Below are 23,597 nucleotides of genomic sequence, written 5' to 3'. Positions count from 1 at the left end.
TTATTAACACACAAGCTTTTATTATACTACAGTTGTTTAAAAAAGAAAAGAACTTTTTAAAATATTTTATACATAATAGTTACTGTTAAAATAAAAATATGAGATAAGTTTATAATCAAAAGGTTTTTTACTGCAAGTACAAAGGTTTCACTCTTTTTAGGATTTTTAGTAAAGGTTTTAATATTTTTATAAACGGGTATTAAAGTAATAAATACTAACAAAGATGCAGCAGGAAGTGCTTTTAAAATTACACCTATAATTATTGCTCCGAAGCCTATGTAATATAAAAATGCAAATAAGTTAAGTGAATTTTTTCTACCTATGTAATATGGAAGTGTAAAACGTTTGTTTGCTATATCATCCTCCACATCACAAATATTATTTGCAAGCATGATATTAGCTATACCACCTATTGTTGGTATAGAAACAATAAAAATCAATAAAGTTTCTATAATATTTAAACTAAAACTTAATATATTATTAGTATAGGCTATAGATACTATGCTTTTATCAAACACTTGAATGTAAGCTGCTAAAAACAGAATAATAAAGCCCATAAAAAAACCTGAGAATGCTTCTCCTAAAGGCATTCGTGATATAGGAACCGGTCCAAAGGTATAAAAAATTCCAATAAAAAAGGAAAGAATCCCTATAAGAAGAACTACTGCATTAGTCTTTAATGTAAGGATTATACCAAAAAATATAGCTATAGTTAGCAAAATCATTATTATTGCTACAGCAGTACTTTCCTTTATACCATCTTTACCTAAAGCATTATGTTCCTCGTAGCCATAGCCTTCTTTCTTATTTGCCTTCTTAAAATCTATATAATTGTTTATTGCAGTAGTGGCCATATCAAAGGAAATAAGTGAAATAAACATAATAATAAAGGTTAAAACTTTAAAACTATTAAACCTATAAAAAGCATAGAGTGTTCCTAAAATGAAGGGTGTAACACTAGCTACCTTCGTCTGTATTTCAACATATTTTAAAAAGCTCTTTAAATTCATAACCTTTCCTCCATATTACAACATCTTTAATCTTTTTTGTTTTGATTCATATATAATTATAATCATTTTTGTGAATTTTTAAAGAGTGATAACTTGCAAATTTGACAAATCATAAATTTATGGTTATGATTATCTACATGAATTTACCACTTTATGGGTATAATAATTTATCAGTATTATTATACTATTAATCTCAAATGAGGAGGCGAATATCATAAATACTTTAAAAGATTTCTTTATTAAAGTATCAGCCAAAAAATACTTTAAACACCTAATGTTAATTTTGACAATTATGCTTCTTAGTGCAACTATATATTTAAACTTGAAAAATATTACTGTTGTAATTAATGGTAAGGGAACAAAGATACTTACCTTTAAGAAAACCGTAATAAAGGCTTTGGCAGATAATAATATAACGGTAGGTTCAAAAGATAGAATTGATGCTGCCTTAGATTCAAAGGTTTATAAAAATGAAATAATCAATATAAAGCGAGCAGTAAAGGTTAATGTGGCTGTTGATGGTAAATCACTTGACGTATTATCTTCAGAGAATAATATTGATTCTATGCTCAAAGCTGAAGGAATCACTTTAAGAGATCAAGATAAGCTTAGTATTGATAAAGCTTCTGCACTAGCTGATGGTATGAACTTGCAAATAATAAGAGTTGACACCAAGGTATTAACAGATACCGCAGCAATAAGCTATGCCACTGTAGTTAAAACAGACCACAGTCTTGCAAATACTCAAAAAAGAGTTGTGCAAGATGGACATGCAGGAGAGAAAACCACTACCACTAGTGTTACATATGAAAATGGCAAAGAAGTTAAGAGGCAGGTTTTGCAAGAAGTTGTTTCAAAAAAGCCTCAGGATAAAATTGTTGTTCTTGGTACATATCCAGTAATGCCTGTTTCTAGGGGTGGGGATCCAATTCCATTTACTAAAGTAATGAAAATGAGAGCAACAGCCTATTCTGTCAAAAGCGGTGTTGGCTATACTGCTACTGGTAGAAAAGCTGTAAGAAATCAAGATGGCTACAGTACCATTGCTGTAGACCCTAGAGTAATCCCTTATGGTACAAGGCTTTTCGTTCAAAACTACGGCTTTGCAATAGCTGCTGATACTGGTTCAGCAATTGTAGGAAATACTATAGATGTATTCTTTAATACATATGAAGAGTCAGTAAATTGGGCAGTTAAGTATGTAAATGTCTATGTTCTAAATTAACATTAAAAATGGCACCCATATGAATTATTACTTATTTATTCAGATAAGTAATAACTCATATGAGTGCCATTAATCACTTCATTGCTTATTTCTTCTTTATCTCTTCAATTTTCTCAGCTAATTCATTTAAATAAACCCATCTATCCATTTTTTCTTGAAGATTATTTTCTAAGAGCTTCTTTTCTAATAATAATTCCTGTAGTAGTGTGTAGTCTGAAGAAGCCTCATTAACTCTCAGTTCTATATTCTCAATACTGCTTTCAAGCTCAGAAATTACATCATCTATTTCCTCATATTCCTTCTGCTCCTTATAAGAAAACTTAATTGGTTTATCCTTCTTTTTATTCACAGAAGCGTAACTCTTATCCACATTATCCTTAGTTTTTTCATTTGCTTTGTTAGTTATATTTTCTGCTTCCTTTACAGTATTAGTATAATCAGAATAATTACCTGTATATTCAGTTATTTTGCCATTACCTTCAAAACTAAATATTCTTTCAGCCAATTTATCAAGAAAATATCTATCATGAGAAACTGCAATAACAGCTCCAGGAAAATCTTCAAGATAATCTTCTAAAATCTTAAGTGTTTCAATATCTAAATCATTTGTAGGTTCATCTAAAAGTAATACATTTGGTGCTTCCATAAGAACCCTTAAAAGATAAAGCCTTCTTTTTTCTCCTCCGGAAAGCTTCCCAATTGGAGTCCACTGCATAGCTCCTGGAAACAGAAATCTTTCAAGCATCTGAGAAGCTGTAATTTTAAATCCTTCAGCATTCTCTATAAATTCCGCTGCTTCCTTAATGTATTCAATAACCCTTAAACTGTCATCCATATGATAGGTCTCCTGAGAGTACACCCCTATTTTTACAGTTTCCCCTATCTCAACAGTACCGCTTTCAGGTTTTAACCTGCCCGCCATTATATTAATAAGTGTAGATTTACCGCTGCCATTTGGTCCTACAATACCAGCTCTATCACTTCTTACAACTATATAACTGAAATTATCTATTAGCAATTTATCATTAAAGGACTTAGAAATATTTTTAATTTCAATAACCTTTTTCCCAAGCCTCTTGCTGCCTACAGATATTTCCATAGCTTCTTCATTATTAATTAGTAGATCCTTGCTTAGGGCTTCAAATCGATCTATTCTTGCCTTTTGTTTTGTGGTTCTGGCCTTAGCGCCTCTTCTCATCCATGCCAGTTCCTTTTTATAAAGGCTCTTTCGTTTACTCTCAGTAACAGCCTCTAGCTCTTCTCTTTCTATTTTTTTCTCTAGGAAACTGCTGTAGTTTCCTTCATACTGATACAAACTCCCATTATCTAGTTCTATTATTTTATTAACTACTCTATCTAAAAAATACCTATCATGAGTAATCATTAAAAGTGCGCCTTTTCTTTTATTCAGAAACTGCTCAAGCCAATCTATGCTTTCATTATCAAGATGATTGGTAGGCTCATCTAAAATAAGCAAATCTGATGGGCTAATTAAGGCTGCTGCCACAGCCACTCTCTTTTTTTGTCCTCCAGACAAAGTTCCTATTTTAGCGTTAAAATCTAAAATGCCAAGTTTAGTTAAAATAGTCTTAGCTTCACTTTCTATAGTCCACGCATTTAGTGCATCCATTTCTTGTGTGAGTTTTATTATTTTTTCATTTGAAGCAGCTTTAGAGTTTGTAGCACTTTCATATTCCCTAATTAGCTTCATAATGGCAGTATCACCTTTAAAGACCTGTTCTAAAACAGTTGCCCCAAGATCAAATACAGGATTTTGACCTAAGTACTCTATTCGAATGGAACTAGCTCTTATAATCCTCCCTAAGTCCGGCTCTTCAAGTCCTGCTATTACCTTTAATAATGTAGACTTACCAGTGCCATTAACACCAATAAGTCCAAGTTTATCCCCTTCATTTATTCCGAGATTTATGTTAATTATAAGCTTTTTTTCGCTGTAGCTTTTACTAATATTTTCTGCACTTATAAAGTTCATATTTGTTCCTTTCCATACTAAAGCATTTTTAACTACTTTATATCATATAGCTTAAAAAAGAGCAATTAATTTGTAATATTATAAAAAACAGTTAATTAAAATATTGACTACTATGTTTATGCTGCATGCTAATTTATGAATAATATATTTCATTATATTTATGTATAGTTTTAGTATAATTATAATTAATTATAAAAATAGGACTTTTTGTTACAATTGCAATAAAGAAAAATGTAGAATATAATTATAATATACAATTTTTACATTATTCTTTATATTTATAGTAGGGGGTATGAAGTTTAAAAAGCTTTATTACCTTAGGAATTAGGAGGGTTTATTATGTCAAAAAAAATCGCACTTTGGCCCCTAGTAATGTTGATTTTTGTTCCAACCTTTGGTTTCGGTAACATCACTACAAATGCTGTTGCATTAGGGCCTGCCGCCATACCATCGTGGCTTATCGTATCGGTATTATTCTTTTTACCTTTATCCGGTGTTATAGCAGAGCTTGCTTCTGCAAATAATGAAAAAGAAGGTGGTATATATACTTGGATAGAAGCTGGTATAGGTCCAAATTGGGCTTATATAGGAACTTGGTCCTACTTTATAGCTAACCTTTTCTATCTACAAATGGTTTTTGCAAGAATACCTGTAATGGTATCCTGGGCAATCTTTGGAGAAAACAGGTTCACAGATGCAAATGCACAGATGTTAACCTACTTAGGTATTGGTCTTGCAATACTTTTAACCTTTATTGCCACCACAGGGGTAAAGAAATTTTCAAAGCTAAGTAATTTTGGAGGAAAATTTACTATAGCCGCAACAATGATCTTTATAGTATTTGCAATTGTTGGATTATTAGTAGGCAAACCATCTGCTACTGCTTTTACAGCTGAAAATGTTATACCTAAGTTTAATGTTGATTATATCTCAACCTTCGCGTGGCTTTTATTTGCGGTTGCTGGCGCAGAAGTTGCCGGAACTTATATACAAGATGTAGATAGTCCTAAGAAGACATTTCCAAAGGCTGTAATTATAGCAACTTTGCTTGTTGCTGCAGCATACATTATAGGCTCAATAGCTGTTAGTGTGGTAGCTTCACCGGATGCAATTCAAAAGGCAGGACTTAAGGATGCAAGTTATGTTGTATATAAACTGCTAGCTGAAAACTTCGGATTAAATGGTAAAATATTTGTTCAGATATATGCAGCTATTTTAACCTTAACCTCCATTGCAGCATATGTTGTGTGGATAGAGTCACCAATAAGGGCAATGTTCTCTGAAGTTCCTGAAAATACTTTTCCAAAAGTACTTACTAAGAAATCAGAAGATGGAACTTTAAAAAATGCTTTATGGATTCAGTGTATTGTAGTTATTATAATGATTATAGTACCTGCAGTAGGTTTAAATTCTGTAGACTGGCTATTTAAAACCTTAACTAATCTATCCTCTTTATCTCTTATTATTCCTTATATTATTCTTGCTTTTGCATACTTGGCTTATAGATTAAAAGGAAACCAAGCCCCTTATACAATGTTCAAGTCTAATAGTCTTGCAATTGCAGTATCTATTTTACTTATAGTACTTGGAATTTTAGGCTTCATTGGTGCCGGGCTTGGAGATGTTGTTGGAGCCGAATCCTCCAAGGATGCAATAATGGCTGTAGGCAAGGACTATGGCGGTCCAGTATTACTAATAATTCTTGGTTACGTATTAACCTTCTTTACTAAATTAGCTAATAAAAAAGAAGCATAAAAAATTTAATAAACCCAAAGCCTTAATGTTTACCGTCTAAATGAAATGAATTTAGCGGAATCACTTGACTTTGGGTTTATTTTACTTAGAAGTTTTTATGCAGTAATCAATTCAATAACTTATTTTATATAATGCAGTGTATTTAATGTAGCAGGTACTAATAAGTAATAAGTTATATGGAGGCCATAACAGTATTTATATCATTAACTATTTTTTTATCAATTAAATTATCTTCCTGCATCTTCCTCATTATGCTCATTGCCTCTTTATGGCTAAGCTGCTTTCTATAAGGTCTTTCTTCAACAAGAGCCTGATATATATCAAGACATGCCATTAGCTTAGAATTAAAATCTAAATCTACCTCAGTTTTTCCTAAAGGATATCCGCTCCCATTTAGCTTTTCATGATGATTAGCAGCCCATTCAGTAATATCTTCAAAACCTGTAATTTGTTCTAGCGCCGCCCTTGTATATCTTACATGTTCCTTCATTACTTCAAATTCTTCTTTTGTTAATTTTTCTGGCTTGTCTAATATTTTATTTGAAATAGCTAATTTCCCTATGTCATGTAAGTCTGCCGCAATAATTAACATATCTTTCTCATCTTCCGGTACTTTATAGAAATCTGCCATTATGGCTACCTTTTCCGACAGTTCGTTGGAATGAACCTCAGTAAATTCAGATTTTGAGTCTATGATTTTAGACATGACCTTTGTTATACTCCTAATTTCCTTTAAACTTAGAGTTTTACTAAAAGCAGGGGTATTAGTTCTTAAGTAAGGTCTTACATTTTTTTCTTTTAAATTTTCCCAAAAGCTATCTTCCTCACAAAGGGTTAAAAAAGCTTCTGTAATTCTTGGAGAAAATGACTTGCCTTTTTCAGATCTTATGTAATTTACAATATCTTCTTTAATATTATAAGCAGCACCAGTGTTTTTAAACTTATGTTCAATATCGTTAGCTAAGAAAATAATATGAGACATTAAAGGTATATTATCACCTTTTATATTAAAAAAGCCTGTCCCATCATATTTTTCATGATGATACTTTATTACATTTGTTGTATCTGTAAAAAACGGATATGGCTTAGCATTATTTTCTCCAATTACGCAATGATCCTTAATATCTTCATTTAATCTTAGTATTCCGATACCATTAGTAGCTAATTCTTCTCTGGAATACACCTCAGCGATTCCACTATCGTGTAGTATACTTAACGATACAAGGTCGTACTTTTCTTTCTCTGAAAAATTAAGCTTTTCAGAAAGCTTTAAGGCCATATATGCAACCCTTTTTCCATGATTAGAGGGCAGACCTAGAAAATCCATTTCAATAAAATCTAGTGCAAAAGAAACTGATACCAAAAATTCATTCAAATTAAAAAGCATATACATTACTCCTTAGATTATCATTAGAGATAAAATTATTATTGTATTATTATACAATTATATAGCAGATGATGTAAATAAAGTATAATAAATTGCTATAAATTATAATTATTTATAGCAATTTATTATACTTATGGATTTCTAAGTTAAGTTTAGTAATGATTTAAATTTTATCGATAAATTCCTTCCATTCATTAAATTCACCCTGAGCTTCAAATTTTTCATTAAAATATAACCTCAGTTTTTCCCTGATTCCTTCATTATTATCCATTTCATTTTTTCTCTTAAAATAGTCCCTTAAAAGTTCCTGTTCTTCAGCTGATAAATAATAGCTAAAATTTTTATTTGCGTTTTGAAGCTCATCTAGAGAAACAGGCGCTTTCTCGCTTCCCTCAGATATAACCAGGGTGGAGGCTGCATAATCTCCAAGTCTTTTATGTTCTCTAGTAAAAAAGATTACTATTAATCCTATACCAAGTATATCAATAAAAACTTTAAAGAGATTTCTAATAGCTGAATGCTTTAAGGTAATAGACTGCCCATTGTTTCTGATAGTTCTCAGTTTAAGTGCTTTCTTTCCTATTGTCTGTCCATTGCCGCTTAATTCCATAACTATAAAGTAGCCATAGGTTATAAGTCCATAAAGAAGTAAAGAAATACCTGCTATCCATCCATAATATTTTTCCCAAAAGTCTGGTGAAAAGTAATATATTATAAACATTGCTATAAGAATAAGTAAAATAAACATTCCCTGAATTAAGAAATCAATAACAGCAGCAGCGGTACGAGATCCTACGTCAGCTAGGGTATATTCAACTTCTATATTTTCAGGAGTTGTAATCTTAATTTTTTTCACGGTTTACCTCCCATTTATATACAATTGCCTCACTATTTGATAAAATAACTATTGAGGTGGTAAATTTGAAAGAAGAACAATTTATCAAAATTAATTCAAATATATGGAAAGATCTTGAAGACCTTTCTTCACGAATAAATAAAAAAGGTATAAAGTCTGTTACTTCAAGAGACATCAAAAAGTTTTTAAGTTGTTTTAGAGAGTGTAGTCATCATTTGGCCTATGCTAGAACTCACTATGCTGAAAGCAGCGTAGTTCCTTACTTAAACTCAATTATTAGTAAAAGCCATAGTCAAGTTTATGCTGTAGAAAAGTTTTCTCCTATTGAACTCTTAAAATACATAGGCTATGAATTTCCAAACTTACTTAAGAAATATAGATATTATGTTTTAGCCTCCCTGGGTTTTTTTGCATTAGGCTTAATAATTAGTATACTGCTTACTTTAAATAATAGTGATAATGCGGCATTATTTCTCCAGCAGAGTATTGTGGACAGCGTTAAAAGTGGTAAAGCTGGCGGTGGCGGTCAATGGAATTACCCCCTAATGTCAAGCACTATTATGTTTAATAATATTTCTGTTTCACTTAGGGCCTTTGTTTTTGGTATTACCATAGGTATTGGAACAATTTATGTGCTATTTTTTAATGGAGCAACCTTAGGAGCTCTGGCTGGACTAATATATTTGTATGGTAATCCAAAGAACTTCTGGTCTCTTATTCTTCCTCATGGAGTATTTGAGCTTACTGCTATATTTATCTCTGGAGCCGCTGGACTTATAATAGCAAGAAGTATACTCATCCCAGGCGAATATTCCAGAAAACATTCCCTTATAGCCGGAGCTAAAAAATCCGTTTCCCTAGTTATGGGCGTTATTATAATGCTTATAATAGCAGGGATTATTGAAGGCTTCTTTACACCTTTAGATATTTCAGCTGACTCGAAGCTTCTCTTTGCTGGAATAACAGCTTTAATATTAATTTGTTATTTCTCAATTCCTTATGTTGTTAAGAAAAAAAATTAAATATAAATTCATTTTAGAAATGATATCGATCCTTTAACAATTATATATAACTTTTATTCTTAATCTGAATATATTTATTTATTACGGTTAGTTCTAATTTTTCAGAGGGGCATTCGACGCATAATACTCCTCTTTTATTTAGAAGGCTGATTATCCTTTTTCTTTCTTCTAGAAGTTCAAGTGCAACTCCTTTATCAAACATTTGTTTTTGATTTTTTACCTTTTGTATACTTATTTCTTCAAGGGATTCATTTTTTATTAGGATTATTACTATTAAATTATTTTTGCTTATAATAGGAAGAACCCTTAGCATATTTTCAGCTTCCTCAAGGGTTTCAAAGTCTGTAAAAATAAAAATAATGCTTCTATGTCTTTCCTTCTTCTTAAAGTAGTAAAAGGCATCATCATAATTAGAGGTTTCATTAGTGAAATCAATATGATATAAAGATTCCATTATCCTATTTCTGTGTCCTGCTCCTTTACCTGGAGCTATCATATTATTAACCTCAGTGTTAAATAGCAGCAGTGCCGATTGGTCTCCATTTTGATTTACTATGTCAGAAAGCACTAAAGCTGTATTTACAGCAAGATCTAGTTTTCTTAAGCCGTGTACAGTATAGCTCATTGGTCTTCCTGTATCTACAAATAGATATACATGTTGATTCTTCTCTGGTTCATATTGGTTTACAATAGGTTTATTTTCTCTTGCAGTGGCTTTCCAGTTGATCTTTCTGTATTCATCTCCTACTACATATTCTCTTAAGGATTCAAAGGAGGTACCTTTGCCAAGCATTTGCATGCTTCGTTGACCTTGTCTAAGATTTTTGTTATTAGTTAAATTAAGTCTATACTTTCTTAAATTCTTTATATTGGGGTATACCTTATACTCTTTATTTAAGGGAACCTTATACTGCCTTTTGCAGAGCTTCAGCCTCCCTTCATACCTGATATGCACTGATTTAAACTCATAGGCACCTCTTTTAGTAGGAATTACAAAATACTGAAAAGTCTCCTTCTTAGCAGGAGCTATTACCTCCTTCATAATTTTATTCTCTGCTTCAAAGTGAAATTCCGGTATTTCATCCATGAGCTCAATATTTAATCTAAATTCACTTTTATTGTAAACTGTAAAGCTTATAACTTCCTTTTCAAATATAGAAAGTTTATCATTTCCATCTCGTGCTACTTCAATCTCTGTATCTTTTGGAGAAATAAAGTAATCAGTTAATAGCAGAATAAAACAAATTAAATTATAGACAATAAACATAGTAAGTGAGTTTCCTATAAAAAGACTCCCTGCTAAAACTACAATACCTAAAGTTAAAAGGAAAACAAATCTTTTGGTAATGCTCATATTTTCACCCTTTCTCTATCTAGGCACTTTAATTTTTGACAATATCTCTGTTAATACTTGTTCTACCTTTACCCCTTCAAGCTCTGTTTCTGGCTTTAAAATTACTCTATGCCTTAAGGTAGGATATGCCATCTTTTTAATATCTTCAGGGATTACATAATCTCTTCCGTAATATGCGGCACAGGCTTTTGAACATTGGAGCAGTGCAATAGAACCCCTTGGAGAACTTCCAATATCAATAATTGGATTATTTCTTGTCTCTGCCACAATATTTATTATGTATTCCATAAGAGAGTCCTCCACCCTTACCTTCTGTACTTCTTCTCTGCAGTACAAGATTTCACCTACACTGCATATTGTGTTTAAATCACAATTATCTAAGTTTATGCTGGAAAAACCCTCATTGTGCCTTTTTAAAACTTCCTTTTCGGCCTTAATAGAGGGATAGTATATTATTATTTTCATCAGAAATCTATCTACTAATGCCTCTGGAAGAGGATAGGTTCCTTCATATTCTAAAGGATTCTGTGTTGCAAAAACCATATATGGCCTTCCTAGTTCCTGCATTTCCCCATCAATGGAAACTGTATTTTCAGCCATTGCCTCCAAAAGGCCTGCCTGAGTTTTAGGTGGAGTTCTATTTATTTCATCTGCCAAAAGAAAGTTTGTAAAAATAGGTCCCTTTTTTAACTCAAATTCTCTTGTCTGCATGTTAAATACCTTTGTTCCTGTTAGATCTGAAGGCATTAAGTCTGGGGTAAATTGAACTCTTTTAAAATCAAGGGAAAGAGTCTTTGATAATGCTCTAACCATTAAGGTTTTTGCTAGGCCTGGAACTCCTTCTATAAGCACATGACCACCACTAATAAGACTTATTAAAGCCTGTTCTAAAAGCTCATCCTGTTCTACAATTACCTTTTTCAGTTCGGTATTTATTTTCTCCATAAGATCTTTTACTTTATTATTTTCAAGATTTTCCAATATGATTCTCTCCTCTGCTCTATAATATTAATTAAGTGCTCTACTATGGCAATTGCCTTAATATATTCCTTAGGCTTTCTTTTTTTATTAATGTCCATGAATTCCTTAAATCTTCTTGCCTCCTTTAGAGAAGGTAAAGACTTACTTTCCCAAAGCTTAAGCCAATCCTCATGATTTGAATTTAACTCTTTTAAAAGCTTTTTATAGAAATTTTCAAGTATTAGGTCATAGCCTTTAGCCTGCCTGTACAGCGCAGCTGCAGAATGTAAATATTCATTTTCTGATCTTTCAGTTTCTTCGTAGAAGGGCAATGGCCTCCCAAAACGCTTTCCTTTATAATAAAAAAATGCAATTAAAGCAATAATAAGCTGATAAACTATAAATTTGGACCAAAGAGGCATATAGTCCCATAAACTCATATTATTGTTTTGTGAGAACAAGTAACTTTCATTAAAGTATATTTTTGCCTTATTATAGCTACCCATTTCAGCTAAAAGTTCATAAGCTCCATCAGTGTTACTCAAAAGGGTTTTGTTTGTTATAGCATTTATATCTGCACCGATTATTGTCCCTTTTCCATAACTGTAAATATTCATGCCCCCTTTTATTTTTGGTAAAAGTCCATAATCAAGGATATGAATATTTCCTGATGATAGGCTCACCAGCACCCCTCCATTGTAAACCCAGTTCTTTATCTTACTACTATTAATGTCAAAGCTTCCTCCTGGAACAACAATTTGAATACTGTTAATATCCTGTATTTCCACAGTACTTATTGATCTATCAACTGGAAGCTTCAAATTCTTCAAAGTCTCATAAAAGATACTACAACCTTCATTTGATTTGTTTTCTATAGAAAACTGTGGAAGGCTATTTCCAATTCTGCTGGATATATAAAAGGCGCCAAACATAAAAATAGGGATTAATATAAGAAAAATTATTAATTGGTAATCCTTCTTAACTCTCATGTTTAACCACCTCATTCCATATTAAGTTCATATTACTGTTCCAGACTCTATAGCTCTCTTCATAAATTTCCTTATTACCATACCAGGATAAATTAAAGCTATCTATAAGAACTTTAAAGTTTTTTAACATATTAAAATTATTTTTTCTTAAAAAGCTATAAATCTCTTCATTGGTTTTCGTTTCATCAAGATAAATTATCTTGTTATTATGCATCAAAAGCAGCAGTGAAATGAAGTCATATCGAAGTGCCTGTCTAACATCTCCATTTTCATAATAACTTAATGCCTTTTCTCTTAAGCTATTAGGAGTAGTATTTTCATTTATTTTTTCTCCAAGTATCTCTTTTACTTTTCTCTTTCTCTCCGAAGTTTTATTTATTTTTAAAATTATAACTAATATAATTGCTGCAATAATAAGAATACCAAATATTATAAATATAGTGGAAAGTTCTCCACTATAGGCTGATGCCGTATCTACATTATTAAAAATTTTATTTAAAAGCTTCATAAGCCACTTTGTTAAACCTTCTTTAATTTTATTAATAAAATCTGAGGCACCATTTCTAAGATGGGTGTAGCTTGGGCTTTGCACTATATTATAAACACCTTTTTCAAATTCGCTTTTAGATGGCATAACTAAACTAATTAGTTTCACTTACTTGCTCCCTTTCATTTTTTAATTCTATTTCCCTTAATCGAAGCTCTAAATCATAACCTTCTTTCTTAAATCTTTGATTATAATAAAGCATAGTAAGCATGATAACATTAATTGGTGTTATTACCATTAATACTATAATGCTTAAGGGCCAGTTAGTATAATTATAAATCATACTTAAAAATCCAATGTAATCCTGTTTAACACTAAAAAATTTTAAAAGTAAATATATTATACTTGAAGCAGTTCCTAGAATTAAATCTACCGAAAGCCTTAAAGCAGTTACTGTCAATGTGAAAAGTATAGAAGCTCCAAGAATTCTTAAGTAATCTTTCCTCACTAAATAAAAACTCCTTTTTATAGAATTAACAACTCCAATATTTTCTATAGCTAAGGTATGCAGGGAAAATAAAAACCAATTTAATACAGCCAAAACTGCAAATATAGCAGCTAAAATATATAATATAAAGACAATTAGTATGACAACTCCTTTTCCTATAACAGTGTTAACATTGCTAATATTGTTAATACTGTTAATATTGAAAGAGTTAGCTAAAACATATCCCAGACCTCCAAAAGCAGCAAGTACCGGTAACAATGCAATAGTACCAATTATTATTATGGCATAAACCTTAAATAAACTTTTGAAGGAAGCTTTAATTGCTGTGTGAGCATAAATTTTTTCCTCAGTAAATTCTCCGCTTGATATTCTTATAATTCCTATGCAATAACTAATTAAAAAAGCAGCAAGAAACAGAATAAATACGGAAATAATTATTGCTGCAAATGCAACATTATGAAAAATTCCAACGGTAATCGCACCAAAAATACTAATAATAATACTAACTAAAATAATGCCTATAATTTCAATCACTGTATATCCAAAGCTAAATAGTGCAATGCTTTTTATATTTTTTCTTAATATATCAATAGATCTATCCATTATTTCTGAAAGATTCATGAATCTCATAGCATATCCCCTTTAATACATAGAAAGTAATAAATATCTTCACCTGGAGCAGTGGCAAAATATCTAATCTTCAAGGATTTATAGGACTGCTCAAGGTGATTAGATATTTACTTTCTATTTTGTAACAAATTTTATGTATATTTTACTATATTTCCTTGGAAAATAAAAGGAGAATTATTAAATTAATTACATAAAACTATTAGACGGGTTAGGCTCATAAGCAGCTGAATTTGTATAGTGGATTATTAATTAAATGCTTATATAATAATCCTTCAACATTTCAGTAAGCTTAGGAGAGTTACCCGTCTAAATTTTTTTACATTTCTTCCTTATTTTCTGTCTTTTTACTTAAAAGCTCCATAAGATCAACGCCAGTAAGTGCCTTTACTGTTTCAGGAAGCTGTGACATTATGTCACTGACATAGCCTGTTACTTTTGCTGCCCCTTTTCCTTCTCCATTACCACTGTCAACAATTACAATTTTTTCAGTCTTGGATAATGGTTCAGCTACGGCTTTAGCTATATCAGGAAGCCTTTCTATAATCATTTGAGTCATTGCAGCATCATTATAAAGTTTAAATGCTTCTGCTTTTTTACTCATTGCTTCTGCTTCAGCTATACCTTTTTCTCTTATAATATCTACCTCAGCCATACCCTGAAGTCTTAAGGCGTCAGCTTTTGCCTTTCCTTCAAGTTCAATAGATTTTGCTCTAGCTTCTGCATCTGCAATTTCTTTATATTTTACGGCATCAGCCACTTGAACTTGCTTAAATTTATCTGCTTCAGCTTGTTTTCTAACTGTAGCTTCAAGCTCTCTTTCTTTTCTAAGTGCTTCTTTTTCAGCTAATTCAATTTCTTTTTCCTTCTTTGTTATTTCTACCTGAACTGTTGCATCCGCAAGTTCCTTTTCTTTTAACTTTCTTGTAATTTCAACCTGCATTTGGGTTTCAGTAACTTCTTTTTTAACCTTATTAGATTCAATTTCATATGCAAGGTCAGAAGTAGCCTTTGCAATTTCCTGTTCTCTTCTATAAGATTGAACCTTTAATTCCTTTTCCTTGCCTGATTCAGCTATCTGAGTTTCTGATAGAAGTTTTGCTGCTTCACCTTCTCTGAAAGCTTCAGCTGTTTTTATCTTAGTTTCCTTGTTTGCATCCGCCTCAGCTATTAAAGCATCTCTTTTTACTGCTGCAATTCTTGGTTTACCAAGAGCTTCTAGGTAGCCGTTCTTATCTGCAATATCCTTAATTGTCAGCACTTTTAACTCAAGCCCCATTTGAGCTAGATCCAGCGCTGCAACCTCTTGAACATGTGACGCAAATTTTTCTCTATCTTTATATATCTCTTCTACAGTCATTTTAGAAACAATTTCACGAAGTTTTCCTTCAAGGACGTTTTTTGTAGTGTGTTCAATAACTTCTAAAGTATGCTGCAGTCCATTTGAAGTATTAAACTGCTCTGCAGCAGAAAGAATCGATTCTGTATCGGACTTAACTTTAACAACAGCAACACCATCAGCTGTAATGCCAACTCCCTGTCCAGTTAATGCTCCATCAATACGAATTTCAATTTGCATGTTTTCAAGGGAAATCTTATCTGTTCTTTCAAGTAGAGGTACTACAAAACCTCCACCACCTGTTATAACCCTTTTCTTAAGTCCTGTAATAACTAACGCCTTATCTTGTGGCACTCTTTTCCATAAGGAAAACAGGCTTAGAATTAAAAGTATTAGTACCCCAACAATTATCCCCGCAATCATATACACTGGCATTTAAATCTCTCCTTTTAATTTTTATCATTTAATGGTTCTATATAGAACACATTATTTTTAATTTCAAAAATTATTACTTCTTCTCCTTGTGCTACATATTTCTTAGCTACATGCTGTGCTGGTGCGTTGTATTTACTTCCATTTACTGCATAAGCTATTGTCCCATAACCATTCTCTATAATAGGAGAAATAACTTTGGCAACCTTGCCTATAAGGCTTTTCTCTGAAACTGAACTTGTATTTTGAGCCTTATAAAGGGGAAGTACAACAAATTTATAAAGTAGAAAAGAAACAAATAAACCTAGAGCTAAAGCAGCAATAAATAATATTACAGGATTGACCCCGTAATAAGTTCCAATCATTCCAATACCACCAAATACAGTTATTAAAGACACAACTGTTATTGGCTTTATAGGAAATACGTTAGCTGAAGATCCTGTATGACCGTCTACATGGGCATCTATATGTGGATGAAACCCTATATTAGTGTCTACATGTGTGTCAATATGGGTATCAATATGACCGTCAATGTGAGCAAAACCAAACAACCCACCAAGTAAAAACGTGACTACAGTATAAATTACCCCCACAAAAAAGATAACCGAGTAAATAAATAGCATTTTTTACCTCACCTCCCTATATTAGTATAACATACCTTGGTTATTTTTGATTAAATTTATGCAACGAAATTTCCTATATTGTATAACCCTTAATATAGTATTTAATAACCATTTATGTGTTATTTATAATTGTACCATATATTGTTATTTCTTCAAATTCCAATTAATTTGAATTTATTAATAATCAGCACACAAAAGTAAATTAGCATTAATTTGCTTCATCAATCTAATCATTTCTCAAAATATTGCACCATCACAATTTTTTTTAAATTATAATCTTATTAATTAGATATAAAAAAGGTATGCAATTTTTATGTTGCATACCTTATAATACTTATTTGATTTATGAAACTATTCAAGCACAGAAGTGCAGTGTGGACACCTTGTTGCATCTACATGAACAGTGCTATAGCAGTATTTGCAAAGCTTAGTATTTGATGGTTCTGATTCTTCTTCCTTCTTCTTAGCAAAACGATTTATTAGTTTTATTACCATAAATATAGAAAAGGCAATTATTAAGAAGTCGATAACATTATTTAAAAACACTCCATAATTTAAAGTAGCTGCTCCGGCACCTTTGGCCGCTTCAAGAGTTTTATAATGCCCTCCATCTAAAGGTAAAAACAAATTTGTATAGTCAATATTTCCTAAAATTAGTCCAATTACTGGCATTATTATATCACTAACAAGTGATGAGACAATTTTTCCAAAAGCTCCACCGATAATAACACCTACAGCTAAATCAACAACATTACCTTTCATGGCAAATTCCTTAAATTCTTTCCACATAAAAACCACTCTTCCTTTCCTTGATGGCGAAATTTTTTATTTTATGATTATTATAAATAACTTAATATAAAGTTTCAATAGAGGCATTACTTCATCATTCTAATTAAAATTAAAGCATTTGGAAAGCCAAGCTTAAATAATTGAAATTTTTAATTCATTTTTGAATCTAACATGCAAGAAAAACAGCGTTTTTTATAGTAATGCATAGAATAATGCAATAATTTGCTGTAAATTGTACTTTCACCGCTTTGACAAGGTATAGTATTTTTCTTAATATGTATATGGCTTGTGAGCCATATAGTATAATTCATAGGACATTTCGAAAGGAGTTAACTACATATGAGTTCTATTTTTAGAAAAAAAGATGTAGAGTCAATTTTAGAAAGTAAAAATACACTTCAAAAGACCTTAGGTGCCTTTGATGTAACCCTAATGAGTATTGGTGCTACTATAGGTACTGGTGTAATGGTGCTTACTGGACTAGTGGCATCTAGAGATGCAGGTCCTGCTGTTGTATTTTCATTTATTGGTTCAGCTATTGTATGTATATTAGTAGCACTTTGTTATGCTGAATTTGCATCTTCAATACCTTCCTCAGGAAGTGCATATGCATATATATATACCTCTCTTGGAGAGATTGTTGCTCATTTAGTGGGCTGGTCATTAATAATTGGATATACCTTAAGCACCGCTACTGTTGCTGGAGGCTGGGCTGCTTACTTTAATGGCCTATTAAATAGTATTGGAATCATTTTGCCTTATAAACTTACAAGCATTCCAAGCGAAGGAGGAATAATAAATCTTCCTGCAGTACTTGTTATTTTACTAGTTACCTTCCTTTTATCAAAAGGAACTAAGGAAAGTAAAAAAATAAATAATTTAATGGTTATTATAAAACTTGCAATTATATTTTTATTTTTAGTTGTTGGAGTATTTCATGTTAATTCCCAAAACTGGCATCCTTTTATGCCCTTTGGAATTAAAGGAGTTTTTGCAGGAGCAGCATCAGTATTTTTTGCCTTTACTGGCTTTGATGCCGTTTCTACTTCAGCGGAAGAGGTTAAGAATCCCCAAAAAAACCTTCCAAGGGGAATAGTTTCTTCACTAATTACTTGTACCTTAATTTATATAGTCGTTTGCCTTGTTTTAACTGGTTTAACAAGCTACACAAAGTTAAATGTAGCAGATGCTATGTCCTTTGCCCTAAGCAGTGTTAATCAAAGCTGGGCAGCTTCAATTATTTCTGTAGGTGCAGTTATAGGAATAATAGCAGTTATGCTTGCCTATAGTTATGGTGCTTCACGTATATTATTTTCAGTAAGTCGTGATGGACTTTTACCTAAAGCCTTTTCAAAAGTAAATAAAAAAACAAATGTACCAATCCTTTCAACTATAGTTGTAGGTATTGCTGGTGCATTAATGACTGGCTTAGTTGATTTAAAACAGCTTGCTGATTTGGCTAATATAATTCTCATAGGAACCTTTATGCTTGTTGCTCTTTCTGTAATTGTGTTTAGAAAGTCCCATCCTCACATTAAAAGAGGCTTTACAGTTCCTTTGGTACCAGTGCTTCCAATGTTCGCAGTACTATGCTGTTTATTCTTAATGTACAACCTATCTCTAATGACTTGGGTTTACTTTGCAGCATGGCTTTCAGTAGGAACTATAATTTACTTCACTTATTCAAGAAAGCATAGCAACTTAAATATTGCAAGGCAGCCTATTAAGCAGTTAAAGAAGACTGCATAACTATTGAAATTATATTGATTTTATGTAATAAAACTCACCTGCTTGAAAAATATCTTTCAAATCAGATGAGTTTTTATTCTTCTATAATAAACCTAAGAGATCATCATGACTTAGTGCTTTCATTTTTAGATACCCCAAATGTTCTTAACAACGAAGATTGAAGGTTTCACTAATGAGGGCCTAAAAGTTCCGGAATAGTTACGAACTCATAACCCTCTGATCTAAGCTTTTCTATTTCCTTTGGAAGGACTTCTAAAGTATTATTTACTCGGTTTGCACTATGGTGAAGTATAATTGCTCCTGGATGTACCTGACTTTTAATATACTCCATTATTTTAGTTGGAGAAGCTCCTGACCAATCACGTGTATCAACTGACCAATCAACTATCTTATAGCCTAGAGAAGCAATGGTTTTAATTGCTTCTTTACTGTTATTTCCAAATGGTGGACGCATTATCTTTGTGTGATGCCCTAAAGTGCTGTCTAAAATCGCCTCTGTTTTTGATAGCTCGGAGCGTATTTGAGTTTCATTTAGCATATTTAGGTCTGCATGACTATAAGTATGGCTTCCTATTACATGACCTTCATATTCAATCCGTTTTAAGGTATTTCTATGCATTTCAGCATTCTTACCAATTACAAAGAATGTAGCCTTTACATTATACTTTTTTAATATATCCAAAATTTTATTTGTATAATAATCATCAGGTCCATCATCAAAGGTAAGGGCAAGCTGTTTTTTTTCTTTGCTGCCTGAATAATAGACTACACTACTTTCTTGCGTGGCTCCAGCTGAAACCGGAGTTGCTGCTGTTTCTGGTGCAGTAGCTTCGACAGTAACTGTATTATTATACTTATCAAAATCTTTTTTATCCTGTTGATTTTCTATTTTATATTCCAAAGGCTTTAATGTGCCTTCTGCAGTTTTATTACTATTTATCTTTGCAATACTTATTTCATTAAATGCTTCTACAGAATAATAGTTTTTTATTATAACAATTGTGAAAAGTACCACAAAAATTGGAACTATTATTAAATTCAAGAACGGACCCCTCGTCATTTTTATGTCCCCCTATTTTCTATCTTATTGTTACTTCACCTTTATCTGGAGTATATCTATACCATGCATATTGGCCATAGCTATTGCTTTTAAAAATAATACTTTTCCCTTCCCAATAGGCTGAAATTGATGATTCTGACTTATAAGCGCCTATTATTTCATTTAGGGTTTTCTTTGCTTTACTATCAGTTTCATATAAATTGCTTATATTCTTAAATGCATTTCCTTCAGTAATACTATAATTTAATACTATATATTTTCCTGTATAATCTAAGGAAAGCGTATTAGCATTTAGCTTTCCTTCTTTGTTTTTAATATTATCCAGCTGCATTAATTGTTTTGTGTTTAAGTTATATGCAAATACATTAAGTATTGAAATTTTTTTTGTATTATTTTCATCAGCTTTCATTGTAAAATATATGGTTTCATTTACCTTTGAATAAGCTACTTCGTCAAAGGTATTAGCCTTTCCTTCAAGATATTTTTGCGGAATATCAAGTAAGGATATAATCTTAGACTTTTGGCCATTACTATTTAAATATATCCCAAGCTTATTGCTTGATACCTCAACCTCATTAAGTATCTTTTTACCCAGTATAATATAAGTTCCTCCTCTCATTAATAAATAGTATCTTACATTTTGTACTTTATCGGCCGAATTATCCTTACTTGCAAGATTTATTGCAGCATCAACATATTGTCCAGCTGTATCCTTACCTGAGCTCAAAATATTATATCCTTTAAGTTTGTAAATATTTAAATCTTCATCTTTAAAATTAGTATCAACTAAACTATTTAAATAATCCTCATCCATAGATGAAATATTCTTTAAATATCTTTCAACAATATCATTTCCGGAAAGCTCCTTATTTGAAAGACTTATCTTTATAAGTCTTCCTTCATCTCTTTTGTTGTCACTATTAAAAATTCTTTTCATAGAGTATATACTTTTAGAATCACTGTTCCAAGAAGGATATAGATACCAATACCTTCCTCCATAAGACAATATCTGTTCTTCATTTGAAGGTGTAATTCCTTTAAGCCATTCTTCCTCGTCAATTGTTTTTAAAGGATAGTTATTTGTTATTTTCTTCTTTATGGCTGTATTATTTAAATCTATAACCCAAATATTCTGAAGATTTGTTTCAATTTTAACATTTTTTTCTACTTCCTTTAATGTTCTTTCAGTTCTTGTTAATGCTACATAATTTCCATCTGGTGAAGCACTTGGCTGACTGCCATCTCCTAAATCCTTCTCGGTATTGTCCTTTAGAGACTTATATATTACGTGCTCATTCTCACTTTGAAATACTATGGCATCCCTTCCGTTTACGTATGATGGATAAGTTCCCTCTGTAATTTCAGCCGACTTTAAATCATTTATATCTATGCTATAAATACTGTGCTTAACTGTTGGCTGCTCCTCAGTTCCCCCTATAACAACTTCAGTATAAAATAAGGTGTGATTATCATCCTTCCAAGCAGGCTCTTCATAGAAGGTTGTTTTATTATCACCCTCTATAACCTCACTTACTTTTCCTGTTGGTATATCATAAATCTTTATGGCACCATCTATGGAAAAGGCATATTTTTTCCCGTCTTTAGATAAACTTCCTGAATTCACACCACCCTCGTAAAGCTTTGTAAGTCCTTTGTCATTATAGGTATATATTCCTCTTCCAAATAAGATCATATAAAGTGTTCCCTTATATTCATTTACTGCTACTTTTCCCATTTCACCTAAGTCTATAAAGGAGGTATAATTTTCTACCTTTAAAGCCTCGGCACTAACATAGGTTTTTCTATTTAGTAATAGCGTAGTAGTCATCATTAAAAGAATACAAATAACAGCAGTTAATATTAATCCTTTCCTTAATTTAAAGGTTTTTACTCCATGTTCTTCAATAAAGCTGCTTCTTAGGCTTTTCTTTAAATCTTTATTTACATAAATTCTATTTTTCAATTTACGTAGAGACAGTATAATTTTTAAATTTTTCACATCTATCCCTCCATATGTTTTTTAACTAGTATTCGCAATTTCTTAAGAATTCTACTTGCCTTTGTTTTTAGAAAATCTTTATTTTTTCCCGTAATTTTACTTATATCCTTAAATTTCATATTGTAAAAGTACCTTAGCATAATTATCTCCATTTCATCCATAGGAAGACTTTCAAGTGATTTTTTAAGATATTCAATTAAATCTTTTTTAACTAAATTATCTTCAATATTATTAGAGTCAACATAGTCATTTATATCCTCTGTTGTATAAAAAATATTTTTCTTACGGTAATAATCAATTACTGAATTCCTGGCAATTGTAAAAAGCCAAGCTCTATAATTTCCTGTAACAGTATCAAACTTTTCATAAGCTCTTTTAAAAATTTCACTTACCAAATCATCAGTTTCCCATTTACTATTGGTTTTAAAATATATATATCTGTAGATATCATCATAGCTCTCATCATACAGCTTTATAAAATCATGCCTCAACACACACTCCTCCCAACCATTCCATACATATAGACGTAGTTCAGTGAAAAAAGTATCAATATAAAATCTGCTTATTTAAATAATCTTTCTTTTATATTTTTTCTAGTTTTTTAAATGCTAATTTAATAAAATCATAATATGTAATTAAGTTATTATTGACTCTTTAATATGAATGCTGTATTTTAATTTAAAAAGGGCATAACAGTTAATAATTGTTATGTCCCCTAATGAGTGACGGGAGGGTAAAATGAAGAGATGTCCGTGGTGTGGAACCAACGAGTTGTATGTAAGATATCATGATGAAGAATGGGGTGTTCCAGTACATGACGATAAAAAGCATTTTGAATTTTTGGTTTTAGAATCGGCACAAGCCGGCTTAAACTGGCTTACAGTTCTTAAGAAAAGAGAGAATTATCGAATTGCCTATGATAATTTTGACGCTTCAATTGTTTCTCAATATGATGAAGATAAAATTGAAGAGCTAATGAAAAATGAAGGCATCATTAGAAATAGAAAGAAAATAGAAGCCTCTATTAATAATGCAAGGCTTTTTCTCAAAATACAGAAGGAGTCTGGAAGCTTTGATAAATATATATGGAGCTTTGTAAATAATAAACCCGTGGTTAACCATATAGAGGATATTAATAAGGTTCCTGCTACTTCTGAACTTTCTGATAAGGTAAGCTTGGACTTAAAAAAGAAAGGGTTTAAATTTTTAGGAAGCACAATAATTTATGCACATCTTCAAGCTACAGGAGTTATTAATGATCATTTGATTAGCTGCTTTAGATATGAAGAGTTAAAAGGCTGTAAATAAATATCCTTGTGTTAAGAATTTTAAAACTAAAGGAAACACTGAAGGCCTGAGCCTGTGAAGAAAAGTCTGTAAAATGCAGCTTTCTATGATAAAATAAAAAATCATAGGAGGCTGTTTTATTATGG

The 23,597-nt window shown here is 31.5% G+C and carries 21 protein-coding genes; 6 read left to right on the top strand and 15 right to left on the bottom strand.

Annotated elements, in window-relative coordinates; translation table 11 throughout:
* Positions 1-56: 56 nt before the first annotated feature.
* Entirely contained in the window at positions 57-1,010 is a 954-nt protein-coding gene (gene menA / locus ACJDUG_RS16060; RefSeq protein ID WP_406770886.1) for a 1,4-dihydroxy-2-naphthoate polyprenyltransferase, read from the bottom strand.
* A gap of 274 nt (positions 1,011-1,284) precedes the next feature.
* Here menA and ACJDUG_RS16055 point away from each other — a divergent pair, with 274 nt between their 5' ends.
* A complete protein-coding gene (locus ACJDUG_RS16055) occupies positions 1,285-2,235 on the top strand; it encodes a 3D domain-containing protein (protein WP_406770885.1) in 951 nt (316 codons plus the stop codon).
* Positions 2,236-2,320: 85 nt separating this feature from the next.
* Here ACJDUG_RS16055 and ACJDUG_RS16050 read toward each other — a convergent pair whose 3' ends face one another.
* A complete protein-coding gene (locus tag ACJDUG_RS16050; protein WP_406770884.1) occupies positions 2,321-4,228 on the bottom strand; it encodes an ABC-F family ATP-binding cassette domain-containing protein in 1,908 nt (635 codons plus the stop codon).
* Between the two features lie 339 nt (positions 4,229-4,567).
* Between ACJDUG_RS16050 and ACJDUG_RS16045 the strand changes: the two genes are divergently transcribed.
* Positions 4,568-5,983, top strand: coding sequence for an amino acid permease (locus ACJDUG_RS16045; protein WP_406770883.1), 1,416 nt, complete (start codon positions 4,568-4,570; stop codon positions 5,981-5,983).
* A gap of 172 nt (positions 5,984-6,155) precedes the next feature.
* Here the strand turns inward: ACJDUG_RS16045 and ACJDUG_RS16040 are convergent, their stop codons facing one another.
* Both ACJDUG_RS16040 and ACJDUG_RS16035 read right to left on the bottom strand, forming a co-directional pair.
* A complete protein-coding gene (locus ACJDUG_RS16040; protein ID WP_406770882.1) occupies positions 6,156-7,370 on the bottom strand; it encodes an HD-GYP domain-containing protein in 1,215 nt (404 codons plus the stop codon).
* Between the two features lie 163 nt (positions 7,371-7,533).
* A complete protein-coding gene (locus ACJDUG_RS16035) occupies positions 7,534-8,226 on the bottom strand; it encodes an RDD family protein (protein WP_406770881.1) in 693 nt (230 codons plus the stop codon).
* A 65-nt stretch (positions 8,227-8,291) separates the two neighbouring features.
* Between ACJDUG_RS16035 and ACJDUG_RS16030 the strand changes: the two genes are divergently transcribed.
* Positions 8,292-9,248, top strand: coding sequence for a stage II sporulation protein M (locus ACJDUG_RS16030; RefSeq protein WP_406770880.1), 957 nt, complete (start codon positions 8,292-8,294; stop codon positions 9,246-9,248).
* 40 nt (positions 9,249-9,288) lie between these two features.
* Here ACJDUG_RS16030 and ACJDUG_RS16025 read toward each other — a convergent pair whose 3' ends face one another.
* The 8 genes from ACJDUG_RS16025 to mscL form a co-directional block, all read right to left on the bottom strand.
* The gene (locus ACJDUG_RS16025; RefSeq protein ID WP_406770879.1) at positions 9,289-10,602 is read right to left on the bottom strand and encodes a DUF58 domain-containing protein; all 1,314 of its coding nucleotides are present in this window, start codon (positions 10,600-10,602) and stop codon (positions 9,289-9,291) included.
* A gap of 15 nt (positions 10,603-10,617) precedes the next feature.
* Positions 10,618-11,583 (bottom strand): AAA family ATPase, encoded by a 966-nt coding sequence (locus tag ACJDUG_RS16020; protein ID WP_406770878.1) that lies wholly within the window; start codon positions 11,581-11,583, stop codon positions 10,618-10,620.
* Positions 11,556-12,551, bottom strand: coding sequence for a hypothetical protein (locus ACJDUG_RS16015; RefSeq protein ID WP_406770877.1), 996 nt, complete (start codon positions 12,549-12,551; stop codon positions 11,556-11,558). The genes ACJDUG_RS16020 and ACJDUG_RS16015 overlap by 28 nt, the downstream gene beginning before the upstream one ends.
* Positions 12,541-13,206, bottom strand: coding sequence for a hypothetical protein (locus ACJDUG_RS16010; protein ID WP_406770876.1), 666 nt, complete (start codon positions 13,204-13,206; stop codon positions 12,541-12,543). The genes ACJDUG_RS16015 and ACJDUG_RS16010 overlap by 11 nt, the downstream gene beginning before the upstream one ends.
* Positions 13,193-14,176: a hypothetical protein gene (locus ACJDUG_RS16005; protein WP_406770875.1), complete on the bottom strand. Its 984-nt coding sequence runs from the start codon at positions 14,174-14,176 to the stop codon at positions 13,193-13,195. The genes ACJDUG_RS16010 and ACJDUG_RS16005 overlap by 14 nt, the downstream gene beginning before the upstream one ends.
* A 316-nt stretch (positions 14,177-14,492) precedes the next feature.
* Positions 14,493-15,947, bottom strand: a complete 1,455-nt coding sequence (locus ACJDUG_RS16000) for a flotillin family protein (RefSeq protein WP_406770874.1) — start codon at positions 15,945-15,947, stop codon at positions 14,493-14,495.
* Between the two features lie 14 nt (positions 15,948-15,961).
* Positions 15,962-16,567, bottom strand: a complete 606-nt coding sequence (locus tag ACJDUG_RS15995) for an NfeD family protein (RefSeq protein ID WP_406770873.1) — start codon at positions 16,565-16,567, stop codon at positions 15,962-15,964.
* A 351-nt stretch (positions 16,568-16,918) separates the two neighbouring features.
* Entirely contained in the window at positions 16,919-17,356 is a 438-nt protein-coding gene (gene mscL / locus ACJDUG_RS15990; RefSeq protein ID WP_406770872.1) for a large conductance mechanosensitive channel protein MscL, read from the bottom strand.
* A 339-nt stretch (positions 17,357-17,695) separates the two neighbouring features.
* On the opposite strand from mscL, the gene ACJDUG_RS15985 reads away from it, so the two are divergent.
* Together ACJDUG_RS15985 and ACJDUG_RS15980 are read left to right on the top strand one after the other, a co-directional pair.
* Positions 17,696-19,105, top strand: coding sequence for an amino acid permease (locus tag ACJDUG_RS15985; protein ID WP_406770871.1), 1,410 nt, complete (start codon positions 17,696-17,698; stop codon positions 19,103-19,105).
* A gap of 14 nt (positions 19,106-19,119) precedes the next feature.
* Complete coding sequence (locus ACJDUG_RS15980; protein ID WP_406770870.1) at positions 19,120-19,266, top strand: hypothetical protein; 147 nt, start codon at positions 19,120-19,122, stop codon at positions 19,264-19,266.
* Positions 19,267-19,274: 8 nt separating this feature from the next.
* Here ACJDUG_RS15980 and ACJDUG_RS15975 read toward each other — a convergent pair whose 3' ends face one another.
* Genes ACJDUG_RS15975 through ACJDUG_RS15965 form a run of 3 tightly spaced genes read right to left on the bottom strand, consistent with a single transcriptional unit; the run spans position 19,275 to position 22,658 of the window.
* Positions 19,275-20,165, bottom strand: coding sequence for a polysaccharide deacetylase family protein (locus ACJDUG_RS15975; protein WP_406770869.1), 891 nt, complete (start codon positions 20,163-20,165; stop codon positions 19,275-19,277).
* A 19-nt stretch (positions 20,166-20,184) separates the two neighbouring features.
* Positions 20,185-22,164: a TolB-like translocation protein gene (locus ACJDUG_RS15970; protein ID WP_406770868.1), complete on the bottom strand. Its 1,980-nt coding sequence runs from the start codon at positions 22,162-22,164 to the stop codon at positions 20,185-20,187.
* Positions 22,165-22,166: 2 nt separating this feature from the next.
* Positions 22,167-22,658 carry an RNA polymerase sigma factor gene (locus ACJDUG_RS15965; RefSeq protein WP_406770867.1) on the bottom strand — a complete coding sequence of 164 codons (492 nt, stop codon included), beginning with the start codon at positions 22,656-22,658 and terminating at the stop codon, positions 22,167-22,169.
* A gap of 244 nt (positions 22,659-22,902) precedes the next feature.
* On the opposite strand from ACJDUG_RS15965, the gene ACJDUG_RS15960 reads away from it, so the two are divergent.
* Positions 22,903-23,472: a DNA-3-methyladenine glycosylase I gene (locus tag ACJDUG_RS15960; protein ID WP_406770866.1), complete on the top strand. Its 570-nt coding sequence runs from the start codon at positions 22,903-22,905 to the stop codon at positions 23,470-23,472.
* Positions 23,473-23,597: the final 125 nt, after the last annotated feature.

Origin of the sequence: Candidatus Clostridium stratigraminis (genome assembly GCF_045310675.1) — a bacterium.
Lineage (GTDB): Bacteria > Bacillota > Clostridia > Clostridiales > Clostridiaceae > Clostridium_AT > Clostridium_AT stratigraminis.
This window is presented reverse-complemented; position numbering and strand designations above follow the sequence as displayed.